This window comes from Polaromonas sp. (assembly GCF_031411155.1).
Taxonomy (GTDB): Bacteria; Pseudomonadota; Gammaproteobacteria; order Burkholderiales; family Burkholderiaceae_C; genus Polaromonas.
Map to the genome: position 1 here is coordinate 1 of NZ_JANOAL010000326.1, position 11,400 is coordinate 11,400.

An 11,400-nucleotide genomic window follows, 5' to 3' on the forward strand; every position below is an offset into this window, starting at 1 on the left:
CCCAGCTTGTCGGGCGTTTGCTCGGTGCCCCACACCGGCACCTGCATGGCCTGGGCCATGCGCGCCAGGCGCACGGCGTTGGCCAGCACCGCCTCGCGGTCAAAAATTGCGGGCATCAGGCGGATCTGGTAGTCCACCAGCACCAGCTGGCAATCATCGGCGTCTAACAACATGGGGGTCCTGTCTTGAGTGAGGGAAGTCGGGTCACGGGGCGGGGGCGTTCAGCCGTGCCACCAGGTTCGTCAGATAAGCCTGGAACAGCACGGGCGCGTCTTGCCCAAACATGCGGATACGCCCGGTGTGTTGCATCAGCAGCAACCCCACACCGTGCGCGAAGAGGGACGTATTTTCACGCAGAGCGGCATCCGGGCGCAGGCCCATGGCTTGCAGCGCGGCTTCGCCCGGGCGCAGCGCGTCGTGCAGCCGGTCATTGAGCTGGAAATTCAACTCGGCCGTCAGCCCGCGCGGCTGCAGGCCTTGCACCAGGTAAAAGCCCAGGTCCAGGTCGCGCGGGTTGGCGGCGTAAAAGCCGAACCAGGCGCTGGCCTTGGCCTCCAGCAGATCGGCCGGGCTGGCGGCATCTGCGCCCGCCGCATCAACCGCCGCATTGAGCCGCTCCAGCGATTCGGCCAGCAGTGCGCCGTAAATCGCCTCCTTGTTGTCAAAGTAGGAGTAAATCGCGCCGGGGGTGTAACCGGCCTGTTTGGCAATTTCGCGGATGCTGGCGCCCTCGATGCCCAGGCGCTCAAACACCGAACGCGCAGCGTCTAGCATGAGCGCGCGGCGCGAATCGTTGAGGGCTTGCTGGCGTTGCAATCTGGCTTGCATGGCCTGAATATACGCGCAAAGCAACGGCAACTCGCAAAAATTAAACGCTTGCCAATTAAATTGAACACTGTTTAAAATTGTCAAAACCCACCCCCGGAGAGCCCATGAACGCCCCTGCCCCAAGCACCAGCATGATGTCTGGCGACGACTTTCGCGAATCGCTGCGCCGCTACCAACCCCGCGTGTTCTTGGACGGCCAGCAGGTGGCCAGCGTGGTGGACGAGCGCGGCTTTGGCCCCGGCATCAATGCGATTGCGCTGACCTACGACTACGCCCTGAAGCCGCAATACGCGCCCATCATGACGGCGCTCCAGCACACCAGCGGCAAGCTGGTGAACCGGCTGTCGCACATCAACACCAGCAGCGGCGACCTGCTGAACAAGCTGGAAGCCGTGCGCCTGGTCTGTCAGGAAACCGGCTGCGCCCAGCGCTACCTGACGCACGATGCGCTCAATGCGATTGGCCAGGTATCAGCGCGCATTGATGACGCGAAAGGGAGTACGGAGCACACGGCCCGCTTCCTCAACTACCTGCACCGCGTGCAGGACCAGGACCTGACCCTGGGCATTGCCATGACCGATGCCAAGGGCGACCGCAGCAAGCGCCCGCACGAGCAGGCCAATGTCGACAGCTACCTGCACATCGTGGAGCGCAATGCTCTTCATAACGGCAAGCGGGGCATCGTGATTTCCGGCACCAAGGCCATCGTGACCGGCGCGCCCTACATGCACGAGTTGCTGGTCATGCCTTGCCGCAACATGGGCCGTGAAGACGCTGACTTTGCGGTTTGCTGCGCCGTGCCCATCGACGCGCCCGGCATCACCATCATTGCCCGCCCGGCCGGCCGCCCCGGTGAAAAGGTCGAACACGGCGCCGCCCTGTTCAGCCGGAAATACGGCCAGAGCACCGGCGTGGTGATGTTTGACAAGGTGTTCGTGCCGTATGACAGCGTGTTTTACGCCGGCGAATGGGAACATTCGGGCCACCTGACCTATAGCTACGCCACGCACCATCGTCACACCTGCATAGGCGCGCGCGCCGGCTTTGGCGACCTGCTGATAGGCGCCGGTGCGCTGATGTGCGAGGCCAACGGCTTTGATCCTGCCAGGGAAACGCATTTGCGCGAGCAGATGGTCGAACTGATCACCATTACCGAGAGTTTTTACGCCTGCGGCGTAGCGGCCAGCGTCTATGGCAAACCCGACGAACACAGCCAGACCTTCATGCCCGATGCGGTGTTCAGCAACATCGGCAAGCTGCTGCTGGCCACCAAGATTTACGACATGCACCGCATTGCGCACTATGTCAGCGGCGGCCTCATCGTCACCCTGCCCGGCCCCGACGAAGACCACAACCCCGAGACCGGCGCCAAGCTGTCGGAAGTGCTGCGCGCCAACCCGGACGTGCCTTATGCGCAGCGGATCGAGACCGCGCGCTTCATCGAAGACCTGACAGCCGGTTACCAGGGCGGCTGGTACAGCGTGATCAGCCTGCATGGCGGCGGCTCGCCAGCGGCGATGAAGCAGGAGATTTACCGCAACTATCCCATTGGATCGAAGGTGGAGCTGGTGGAGCGGATTCTTGAAAGAGGTGTGGCGCATGACCCCCAACGCGCCATCACCCAGAACCGCCAGCCCGGTAAATGTTGCGACACCGGCTGCACCACGCCGGGCCAGCCGGTGATGGTGGATTTGCCGGCAGTGGAGGCCACTTTGCCTTCCAGGCGTCTGCACTAAAAACCCGGCCGGGATACCAGTTTGCTACTCACCACAGGTGAGATTGGCCTACAGCCCAATCATCGCTGTCTGACAGCCGCTCGCCGTTCCTGGCCTGACGATGACGTGTCAAGAGTGACAAGTAAGAGCGACGCCCCGCAAGCAAGGACGCGACCGGCTTGTTATCGCGCTGATTTTTAGCTCTCTTTCTTCAAACCCAAGGATTCCCGCATGCTGCCCAACAAAGAAGGACAACAGGTTCCCGATGTCACGTTCAAGACGCGTCAAGGCGAGCAATGGGTCGATGTGAAAAGCGCTGATCTTTTTGACGGGAAAACCGTCGTCGTTTTCTCTTTGCCTGGCGCTTACACCCCCACCTGCTCATCGAACCACCTGCCGCGTTTTAACGAACTCGCCGGCACCCTCAAGGCCCATGGCATTGACGACGTGATCTGCATGTCGGTGAACGATGCGTTTGTGATGAACGAATGGGGCAAGGCGCAGGAAGCCGAAAACATCACGCTGATCCCGGACGGTAACGGCAAGTTTTCGGAAGGCATGGGCATGCTGGTCGATAAAAGCAGTCTGGGCTTTGGCAAACGTTCCTGGCGTTATTCCATGCTGGTCAAAAATGGCACCATTGCGAAAATGTTCATCGAGCCGGAACGCGACGGCGACCCGTTTGAGGTTTCAGACGCCGACACCATGCTCAAGTACGTCGCGCCCGAGGCAACAGCACCGGTGCCCCTGACCATTTTTACCAAACCCGGCTGCCCCTTCTGCGCCAGTGCGAAATCCTGGCTCAAAGACGCGGGCCTGCATTACGAGGAAATAGCGCTGGGCAAGGGCATCACCTCGCGCACGCTGCAGGCGGTCGCGGGCGCAGCTACGGCGCCGCAAGTGTTTGCCGGAGGCCAGAAAATTGGCGGCTCGAAAGAACTCCAGGCCTGGTTGGCAAGTCGCTAGCCCTGGCCCCAGAAAAACGGCGTCGCACAGTGGGCTCAAGCCACGCTATTTACACCCACTGCGTCTGAATCCACTCGATGGTGTCGGTCAGCACCACGCTGCTGCCGATCTGGTCCATGCGGTCCAGCTTGTCGACCGCGTCCAGTGGAATCGATTCGGTTTCGTCAAAAATGATCTGCAGCCGCTTGTAGCTGTCGCCCAGCAGCTGGGACGACTGGTAGTCGGCAATGCCCGCCACGCCGTCCATCAAAATATTCATCAGCGGCTTGACCCACTGCGCGTAGCCCCAGTCCAGCGACTTGCCCTTGATGTAGTTCAGCGTTTTGCCGGTGCCCACCGACAGCAGCACCACGTCATCGATCCTGGCCCGCTCGGCGGGCTTGTTGCGCCGCGAAATCGCCTGCACCAGCGCCACCACGCTCGGGTTGTTGGCAAACACACCGCCATCGATATAGCCGTCGGCCGAGGGAAAGTAGGTCGGCGCCGAGCTGGTGTACAGCGCAATGTCGGCCGCCAGAAATTCGCCATCGGTATCCGCGCCCGAAAAGTTATGGAAAATTTTGGGCTTCCAGGTCCGCTCGTTACGGCCGGTGGCTTCGTTGTCGAGGTCAAAGGTCGGAATCACCACCTTTTTGCCCAGTTGCGCCAGCGTGGTGTTGCCAAAAATGCTGCGCAGCTCTTTCTTCAGGGTTTTGCTGGAGTATTCGGCGCCAATCGTGCGCCCCAGGTCCAGCACGTCGTCGAGCAGGCTGTCGTCAAAAATGTCCGGCCCCTTGATTTTGTAGAGGTCGGCAATCTGCTGCGGCGTCTTGCCGGCGGCCAGGCCCAGCGCCAGGATGCCGCCGGTCGAGGTGCCGGCAATCAGGTCCACCTGGTCCAGCCAGCCGGCAATGGCCGGTTCGGCATTGAGCCGCTGCAACATACGCGCGGTGATCAGGCCGCGCAGCCCGCCGCCGTCCAGTGAGAGTATTTTGTACATGGCCACCCCTTCTTCACCGACTTTGCCCAGACCCCCAGTTTCATCCACGGGGGCGCAAAGTCAAGGGAGAGGGAATGCGGCCAGCATGTCAAACCGCTACTATTTTCATAGCTTTCTGCTCAGGTTCTGCCTGGGCTACAGGCCTTTTTGATGCCTATTTTTGGGCTTAGGGCCCTGGGCGCGCGGGCAACTGGGCAAACTTCAGCAGCCGGGTCGCCAGCAGGGTTTCGGCCAGAAAGCACAGCAGCGCCAGCAAAAAGCAGATCACGCCCGACAGAAAGCACACGGTGGCGATCTTCAGGGTCGGCAGTTCGCTGGTTTCGCCCAGAAACAGCAGAATAATCGTGCTGCCGATCAGCATGGCGCAAAAGGTCAGCAAGGCGATGCAGCCGTTGACCAGCCAGCCGCGCTTGCGCAACTGCCCCAGCTCGGCATACATCTTCACGGCGCGGCCTTCCTCCACGCCGCCGGCCTCGAGCCGGTTCTCCAGCAGGCGGGCGCGGTCAATGATGCGGGCCAACCGGCCCGCGACGGCGGAAATGATGCCGGACACGGCGGTCAGCAAAAACACCGGGGCCACGGCAAGCTGTATCGCGTGGGTCACCGTCGAAAGGTCGGGCGCAAAGATCATTCGAAAGCTCCAGAGGGCGCGGGGCCGCTATTTGCAAGGGTCACCACTTGTTGGGCGTCGGCCCATTGTCCGGCAAACGCCGGGCAAAACTGAACTAGCCAAACTTGCGCCGCGCATCGAGTGCCAGGCCGGCGCCAATGCTGCCAAACAGATCGCCCTCGACGCAGCGCGCCGCCGGCGCCAGCGCCAGAATACGCTGGCGCAGCAGCGGCACGCTGCTGGAGCCGCCGGTGAAAAACACCGTGTCAATGCCGGCAGCCGCCACACAGGCATCGCGCAGCAGCCGCGCCACGGTCTGCTGCACCGACGTCACCAGCGTATCAATCGCCTGGTTCAGGTCTTGCCGCTGCAGCGTCACGCTGTCGCCCTGCGCGATGCGGCCCAGCTCCATGGTGGCGCTGGGCGCGTCGGACAAGGCAATCTTGGCGCCCTCGACCTGCAGCGCCAGCCAGTGGCCGGCGCGGTCTTTCACCAGGTTTTGCAGCTTTTCAAGCTTCGGCCGGTCGCAGGCCTGGCGATGCATGTCGCTGATCTGGCTCAAGGCGCGCTTGCTGTAGGCCATGTTGATGGTGTGCCAGGTCGCCAGGTTGAAGTACGGCGCCGACGGCATCTCCAGCCCGCTTTTGAGCGCGCTGCCCAGGCCCAGCAGCGGCATCACGCTGACCAGGTTCAGCGCGCGGTCCAGGTCGGTGCCGCCAATATGCACACCGCTGCTGGCCAGAATGTCGTCCTTGCGCTCGGCCAGGCGGGCACGCGCTGGCGACAGCCGAATCAGCGTGAAGTCCGAGGTGCCGCCGCCAATGTCGACCACCAGCACCAGCTCTTCGCGCGCAATCTGCACCTCGTAGGCAAAGGCGGCGGCAATCGGTTCGTACTGAAAAGCGATGTCCTTCAGGCCGGACTTGCGGGCAATCTCTTCCAGCGTGCGCTCGGCGCGCTGGTCGGCCTGGGCATCGTCATCGACAAAAAACACCGGCCGGCCCAGCACGGCGCGGGTAAATTGGCGCCCGGCGGCACGCTCGGCGCGGCGCTTGAGCTCGCCGACGAATTGCGCCAGCAAGTCCCGAAACGGCAGGGCCCGGCCCATCACCTCAGTGTGCTCGTCGATCATCGAGGTGCCGAGCAGGCTTTTCAGCGAGCGCATCAATCGGCCCTCGTGCCCGGCCAGGTAGTCGGCCAATGCGGCGCGCCCGTAGCTGACATGGGCGTCTTCAGCGTGGAAAAAAATGACCGAGGGCAGCGTCAGCTTGCCGTCTTCCAGCGGCAGCAGCGGCGAGGCACCGGCGCCCTGGCCGGGCCGGCTCCAGCCTGCGGTGGAGTTGGAGGTGCCGAAGTCGATGCCGCAGGCATCAAGCGCCGCGCTCACCGCAGCGCCGGCTTGGCAAAATCGCCCTCGGCCCAGGCCACCGCGCTGGCGCGGTTGAGCCGGAACGACGGCGCCACGCGCAGCTGCGCCAGCGGCTCGCCGGCTTCGTCATGTGCGCTCAGCAGCGCATGCGGGTGGTCTTCGTCGGGAACGATGTCCAGTGACACGCTGATGCGCGCCGGCTGCGCCTTGACCATGGCGGTCACCGTGATGCTCTGGTGCAGCGTCGCATGCAGCTGCTGCTCGTGCCGGCGCACAAACTCGGACGCGGTTTTGACCAGCGTGCTGAAGGCGTTGCCGTCGAGCGGCTTGGGGTTCTTCTTGTCGCGCCCCATGGTCCAGGGGCCGACCAGCGCGGGCTCGGGCTCGCCGTCCTTGATCATGGCCACGGCCCAGCCATCGTCGTCTTCGTTCTTGATGACCTGGGCGGTCCAGCCATCGCCGCGCCACAGGCGGGGCTCCTGGGTTTTAGGGGTCGGGTCGGGCAAAGGGGTGCGGGAGTCGGTCAATGCGCTATCACTCGGGTCAATGTCATCATGGGGGGCAGATTTTACTGTGCCCACGCTTGCCCCGCCGCCATCAAACCGCAAACCTACAATGGCCTGATCGCGCGCGTACAGCATCCACGCGCTGCACCACGCATCATCCATCGGGGGTTTGCCATGAGTGAATGGGTTATCAAAATGCAGGCCGTCCTCAAAAGCGGCAACACTGCGGCGGCGCTGGCCCAGATCAAGGCCACCACCAGCAGCAAAGACCTGCGCCAGTTGCACGCCGCGCTGGACAAGGCCAAACTGCTGCCACGCCTGCAGGGCGTGGACCAGGCGATTCAGGACCAGCTCACGGCGCTGGCCTCGCCGCGCCTGAGCCGCTCGCCTTGAATGGGGCTGAAGTCCAGCGCAGGCCGCCGTCACACCACCGGAAGTCGCTATATTTTTGATAGCTGCTAGCGCGCGTTCCGCCTGGGCTAGAGGCTGTTTTTGCCCATAAACTCAGGCCCAGACGCTGGATTTGAAGCCCCGGCTTGCGGCATGGGATAAAACCTCGCCAGCAAGGCCGGCGGAAGCTTGGCGCATAGTGGGAGGTGTTGCTTCGGACACCTGAATGCCGAATGCAACGCATGGCGTTGCTGGAGGCATCTATGGCGTCAGTGCTCAGCTTCCTTTCCGGCCCGCTGGCCAGGGCCTTGCGCCGCAGCAGGCGCGCCATCCATGGGGCTGCCGCGCTGGCCGTGGCCCTGCAGCTGTTCCTGATGGCGCCCGCCGCAGCGGCGCCGGTGATGGTGCTCAAGGTGCAGGACGCGATTGGACCGGCCAGCGCCGACTACATCATTCAGGGCCTGCGCAAGGCCAGGGACAGTGGCGCACCGCTGCTGGTGATCGAGCTGGACACGCCGGGCGGGCTCGACAGCTCGATGCGGCAAATCATCCGCGAGATGCTGGCCTCCCCGGTGCCGGTGGCCATGTATGTGCACCCCGAGGGCGCACGCGCGGCCAGCGCCGGCACCTACCTGCTTTATGCGGCCCACATCGCGGCCATGGCACCGGCCACCACGCTGGGCGCGGCCACGCCGGTAGCCATTGGCCTGCCGGGGGTCGGTGGCAAACCGCCGGCCAATGAGGGTGATGCAGGCAAAGGTAAACAAAGTGACAAAGATGGCGGCAAGGATGTCAAGCCGGATGCCAGGCCCGTCCTTACCCCCGCGCTTGTCCCGGCCGACCCCATGAGCGCCAAACAGGTCAACGATGCGGCCGCCTTCATCCGCGGCCTGGCCCAGTTGCGCGGCCGCAATGCCGAGTGGGCCGAGCGCGCGGTGCGCGAGGCCGCCAGCCTGACCGCCAGCGAGGCGCTGCGCGACCAGGTGGTTGACGTGGTGGCCAAAGACCTGCCCGACCTGCTGCGCCAGATCGACGGCCGCACGGTGCGCGTGCAGACGGGCGACGTCAAGCTCTCCACCCGCGGCCTGGCCTACGAGGCGCGGCCGCCGGACTGGCGCCACCAGTTGCTGTCGGTCGTGGCCAACCCCAGCCTGGCACTGATCCTGATGATGATTGGCATGTACGGCCTGATCCTGGAGTTTTCAACGCCGGGGTTTGGCCTGGCGGGTGTGGCCGGCGCGATCTGCCTGCTGCTGGCGATGTTTGCGCTGCAGCTGCTGCCGGTGAACTACGCCGGGCTGGCGCTGATTCTGCTCGGCATGGCGCTGCTCGGGGCCGAACTGGTGATGCCGAGCCTCGGCCTGATCGGCATCGGCGGCGTGATCGCCTTCATCGCCGGCGCCATTTTGCTGTTTGACAGTGACGCGCCCGGCTTTGGTGTGCCGCTGCCGCTGGTGCTGGCGCTGGCGGCGACCTCGGCCGCGGTGATTTTGCTGGGCGGCGGCATGGCCCTGAAGGCGCGCAGGCGGCCGGTGGTCAGCGGCCGCGAGGAACTGCCGGGGGCCTTGGGCGAGGTGCTGGAGGTGGCCGACGGCGAAGCCTGGGCCCAGGTCCGGGGCGAACGCTGGCGCGTCACCAGCCGCCAGCCACTGCTGACCGGCCAGCGCATCCGGGTGCTGAGCCTGCACGGGCTGACGCTGGAGGTGCAGGCTGACACCGCGCACCGTGACATCGGATCAGAAAAACCAAAACCAACAAGCCAAGGAGTCCCATCATGAACCCCGTTTTCAACCTCGGCATGGGCAGCGTGCTGCTGCCGCTGCTGATCTTGTTCATCGTGCTCGCGGCCAGCTCGATACGCATCCTGCGCGAGTATGAGCGTGCCGTGGTGTTCCAGCTCGGGCGCTTCTGGAAGGTCAAGGGGCCGGGGCTGGTGATCCTGATTCCTGGGGTACAGAAGATGGTGCGCATCGACTTGCGCGTGGTGACGATGAACGTGGAGCCGCAGGATGTGATTTCGCGCGACAACGTGTCGGTCAAGGTCAGCGCGGTGATTTTCTTTCGCGTCATCGACCCGCAGAAAGCCATCATCCAGGTGGAAAACTTTTTGATGGCCACCAGCCAGCTGGCGCAAACCACGCTGCGCGTGGTGCTCGGCAAGCATGAGCTGGACGAAATGCTGGCCGAGCGGGAACGGCTCAATGTCGATATCCAGCGCATCCTGGACGCGCAGACCGACGGCTGGGGCATCAAGGTCACCAACGTGGAAATCAAGGACATCGACCTGAACGAATCGATGGTGCGCGCCATTGCCCGCCAGGCCGAAGCCGAACGCGAGCGCCGCGCCAAGGTGATCCACGCCGAGGGCGAAAAACAGGCCGCCGCCGCGCTGCTCGAAGCCGCGCAGACGCTGGCCCGGCAGCCCGAAGCGATGCAGCTGCGCTATCTGCAGACCATGACCCAGGTCGCGGGCGACCGCGCCTCGACCATCGTGTTTCCGCTGCCGATGGACCTGCTGGGCTCGCTGCTGTCGGGTGAGCGGAAGGCAGCCAAAGACAGCTGACGCGCGCTGGCGCTGTCAGCCGCCGGTTTCGCTGGCCAGCCACTGCAGGTAATCCGCCGACCCCGCCGTGATCGGCAGTTGCACGATTTCCGGCGTTTCGTAGGGGTGATGCGCCCGAATGAAATCTTCCAGCGGCCGGTACAACGCCTTGCGCGTCTTGATCAGCAGCAGGCATTCGTGCTCGCCGCGGGTTTCGTTCTTCCAGCGGTAAAAGCTCTTGATGCCCTGCACCTGCACACAGGCGCCCAGCCGGGCCTGCACGATCTCCCGGGCCAGCGCTTCGGCCAGGGCTTCACCGGCGAGGGTGGTCATCACCATGCAATACGGCGTTTCGTCTGCCATTTTTTCAGGCGCTTCCCCGGCTGTTGTTTCAGGTGCTTTGCTGCTCATGGCGCAGTCGCAATCTCAAACTGCGCCTCCCCCATGTAGCGGTTAGGTCCAAACGCCGCCGTCAGCGCCGCCAACTCGGCCGCCTGCCACTGGTTGAAGATTTCCAGCTCATCCGCCGACAACACATCCGGCGCCGGCGCATCGCCGTAGAGGGAGACCAGTTTCAGATAAGCCGCATGAACCGGCGCCACCAGGCTGGCGTCGCCCAGCGTTTCATCGAGCGCCTTGCGAAAGCGCTTTTCGGCGTCTTTGCGCTCCTGGTCGGTGACGTCTTCGGAGGCGTAGAGGGTCAGGGAGTAGTTCAAAACATCAGTGCCTGTGTGTGAATCATTGGAAGTCAAACCGTAGCGCGCTTGCGCCCCGTCCTGGTTGGACGGCCCGTTAAATTTCGATTCACTTCCATGCGCAGTGCATCGTTAATCCGCGACTGATAGCCGCTTCCCTGTGACTTGAAGAACTCCAGAACGTCAACATCCAGGCGAATCGAGGTAAGTACCTTGGTGGGGGTGGCTTGCGGCCCACGGCCACGCTTGAGAACGGGCGCACCCAGCATGTCTTCTGTCCATGCGGGGTTGTCCGGGTCGGCAACCTTAGCCGAGGTTTTCTTTGGTAACTTGGCGGTAGTAGCGAGTTTCATGTTTTTCTGCCTTTCGCAGTGAGATCACGTGTACCCCTCTCGAGCGTTCCGTGTAAACCATCACAACCACAACACCGGCCAAAAGGCCAAAGCAGACCAGACGAGCCTCGCCGTAGTCTTGCCGCTTGTCCTCACGCGTTATGGTGAAGTGGTCCCAGATTGCATCGCATCCGGTGAAGTCCAGCCCGTGGTTTTTGATGTTCAGCTTGCGCTTGGCTTCGTCCCATGTGAGCATGTTTTATTGTATCTACAAAATAATAGCTGCGCCAGTGAAAATTTAACTTTGATGCATCCCGCGAAACCGTGCAATGACATGGCTGGCCGAACCTGAAAAACCTCTTTATTGACGGGCAGATGAATCTGTCACGACTCAAGCCAGCGTCAACGCTTTTCCTGCAACACATTCCCCGCAGCACCCTGCGTAATCGCAATGCGCCGGCGCAAACG

The 11,400-nt window shown here is 63.2% G+C and carries 14 protein-coding genes and 1 pseudogene; 5 read left to right on the plus strand and 10 right to left on the minus strand.

The window, feature by feature from the left end; genetic code table 11:
- A pseudogene (locus tag RMO23_RS18960) lies at nt 1–173 on the minus strand (isochorismatase); the annotation flags it as partial.
- Between the two features lie 31 nt (nt 174–204).
- On the minus strand, nt 205–828 hold the full coding sequence (locus RMO23_RS18965; protein ID WP_309684578.1) for a helix-turn-helix domain-containing protein: 624 nt from the start codon (nt 826–828) through the stop codon (nt 205–207).
- Nucleotides 829–932: 104 nt separating this feature from the next.
- On the opposite strand from RMO23_RS18965, the gene RMO23_RS18970 reads away from it, so the two are divergent.
- Both RMO23_RS18970 and RMO23_RS18975 read left to right on the plus strand, forming a co-directional pair.
- Nucleotides 933–2,564, plus strand: coding sequence for a 4-hydroxyphenylacetate 3-hydroxylase N-terminal domain-containing protein (locus RMO23_RS18970; RefSeq protein WP_309684581.1), 1,632 nt, complete (start codon nt 933–935; stop codon nt 2,562–2,564).
- Nucleotides 2,565–2,774: 210 nt separating this feature from the next.
- Nucleotides 2,775–3,509: a glutathione peroxidase gene (locus RMO23_RS18975; protein WP_309684583.1), complete on the plus strand. Its 735-nt coding sequence runs from the start codon at nt 2,775–2,777 to the stop codon at nt 3,507–3,509.
- A gap of 49 nt (nt 3,510–3,558) precedes the next feature.
- On the opposite strand, the gene RMO23_RS18980 is transcribed toward RMO23_RS18975, so the two are convergent.
- From RMO23_RS18980 to RMO23_RS18995, 4 genes are all read right to left on the minus strand, one after another.
- Nucleotides 3,559–4,488 (minus strand): patatin-like phospholipase family protein, encoded by a 930-nt coding sequence (locus RMO23_RS18980; RefSeq protein WP_309684589.1) that lies wholly within the window; start codon nt 4,486–4,488, stop codon nt 3,559–3,561.
- A 166-nt stretch (nt 4,489–4,654) separates the two neighbouring features.
- Nucleotides 4,655–5,119, minus strand: coding sequence for a DUF2721 domain-containing protein (locus RMO23_RS18985; protein WP_309684591.1), 465 nt, complete (start codon nt 5,117–5,119; stop codon nt 4,655–4,657).
- Nucleotides 5,120–5,213: 94 nt separating this feature from the next.
- Nucleotides 5,214–6,485 (minus strand): Hsp70 family protein, encoded by a 1,272-nt coding sequence (locus tag RMO23_RS18990; protein WP_309684594.1) that lies wholly within the window; start codon nt 6,483–6,485, stop codon nt 5,214–5,216.
- On the minus strand, nt 6,482–6,994 hold the full coding sequence (locus RMO23_RS18995; protein ID WP_309684595.1) for a hypothetical protein: 513 nt from the start codon (nt 6,992–6,994) through the stop codon (nt 6,482–6,484). Before RMO23_RS18995 ends, RMO23_RS18990 begins: the two co-directional genes overlap by 4 nt.
- A 153-nt stretch (nt 6,995–7,147) precedes the next feature.
- Between RMO23_RS18995 and RMO23_RS19000 the strand changes: the two genes are divergently transcribed.
- From RMO23_RS19000 to RMO23_RS19010, 3 genes are all read left to right on the plus strand, one after another.
- Entirely contained in the window at nt 7,148–7,366 is a 219-nt protein-coding gene (locus RMO23_RS19000; protein ID WP_309684598.1) for a hypothetical protein, read from the plus strand.
- A 260-nt stretch (nt 7,367–7,626) separates the two neighbouring features.
- A complete protein-coding gene (locus RMO23_RS19005) occupies nt 7,627–9,141 on the plus strand; it encodes a nodulation protein NfeD (protein ID WP_309684601.1) in 1,515 nt (504 codons plus the stop codon).
- 20 nt (nt 9,142–9,161) lie between these two features.
- A complete protein-coding gene (locus RMO23_RS19010) occupies nt 9,162–9,926 on the plus strand; it encodes a slipin family protein (protein ID WP_309684616.1) in 765 nt (254 codons plus the stop codon).
- Nucleotides 9,927–9,941: 15 nt separating this feature from the next.
- On the opposite strand, the gene cutA is transcribed toward RMO23_RS19010, so the two are convergent.
- Genes cutA through RMO23_RS19030 form a run of 4 tightly spaced genes read right to left on the minus strand, consistent with a single transcriptional unit; the run spans nt 9,942 to nt 11,188 of the window.
- Entirely contained in the window at nt 9,942–10,268 is a 327-nt protein-coding gene (gene cutA, locus RMO23_RS19015) for a divalent-cation tolerance protein CutA (RefSeq protein ID WP_309684606.1), read from the minus strand.
- Nucleotides 10,269–10,312: 44 nt separating this feature from the next.
- Entirely contained in the window at nt 10,313–10,621 is a 309-nt protein-coding gene (locus RMO23_RS19020) for a hypothetical protein (protein WP_309684609.1), read from the minus strand.
- A gap of 32 nt (nt 10,622–10,653) precedes the next feature.
- Entirely contained in the window at nt 10,654–10,953 is a 300-nt protein-coding gene (locus RMO23_RS19025; protein ID WP_309684611.1) for a BrnA antitoxin family protein, read from the minus strand.
- Complete coding sequence (locus RMO23_RS19030; protein ID WP_309684614.1) at nt 10,907–11,188, minus strand: BrnT family toxin; 282 nt, start codon at nt 11,186–11,188, stop codon at nt 10,907–10,909. Before RMO23_RS19030 ends, RMO23_RS19025 begins: the two co-directional genes overlap by 47 nt.
- Nucleotides 11,189–11,400: the final 212 nt, after the last annotated feature.

What these genes read in the sequence shown, in the direction of transcription:
- RMO23_RS18965 (WP_309684578.1), bottom strand. Translation starts at nt 828, where the DNA reads ATGCAAGCCAGATTGCAACGCCAGCAAGCCCTCAACGATTCGCGCCGC.
- RMO23_RS18970 (WP_309684581.1), top strand. Translation starts at nt 933, where the DNA reads ATGAACGCCCCTGCCCCAAGCACCAGCATGATGTCTGGCGACGACTTT.
- RMO23_RS18975 (WP_309684583.1), top strand. Translation starts at nt 2,775, where the DNA reads ATGCTGCCCAACAAAGAAGGACAACAGGTTCCCGATGTCACGTTCAAG.
- RMO23_RS18980 (WP_309684589.1), bottom strand. Translation starts at nt 4,488, where the DNA reads ATGTACAAAATACTCTCACTGGACGGCGGCGGGCTGCGCGGCCTGATC.
- RMO23_RS18985 (WP_309684591.1), bottom strand. Translation starts at nt 5,119, where the DNA reads ATGATCTTTGCGCCCGACCTTTCGACGGTGACCCACGCGATACAGCTT.
- RMO23_RS19000 (WP_309684598.1), top strand. Translation starts at nt 7,148, where the DNA reads ATGAGTGAATGGGTTATCAAAATGCAGGCCGTCCTCAAAAGCGGCAAC.
- RMO23_RS19005 (WP_309684601.1), top strand. Translation starts at nt 7,627, where the DNA reads ATGGCGTCAGTGCTCAGCTTCCTTTCCGGCCCGCTGGCCAGGGCCTTG.
- RMO23_RS19010 (WP_309684616.1), top strand. Translation starts at nt 9,162, where the DNA reads ATGGGCAGCGTGCTGCTGCCGCTGCTGATCTTGTTCATCGTGCTCGCG.
- cutA (WP_309684606.1), bottom strand. Translation starts at nt 10,268, where the DNA reads ATGGCAGACGAAACGCCGTATTGCATGGTGATGACCACCCTCGCCGGT.
- RMO23_RS19025 (WP_309684611.1), bottom strand. Translation starts at nt 10,953, where the DNA reads ATGAAACTCGCTACTACCGCCAAGTTACCAAAGAAAACCTCGGCTAAG.
- RMO23_RS19030 (WP_309684614.1), bottom strand. Translation starts at nt 11,188, where the DNA reads ATGCTCACATGGGACGAAGCCAAGCGCAAGCTGAACATCAAAAACCAC.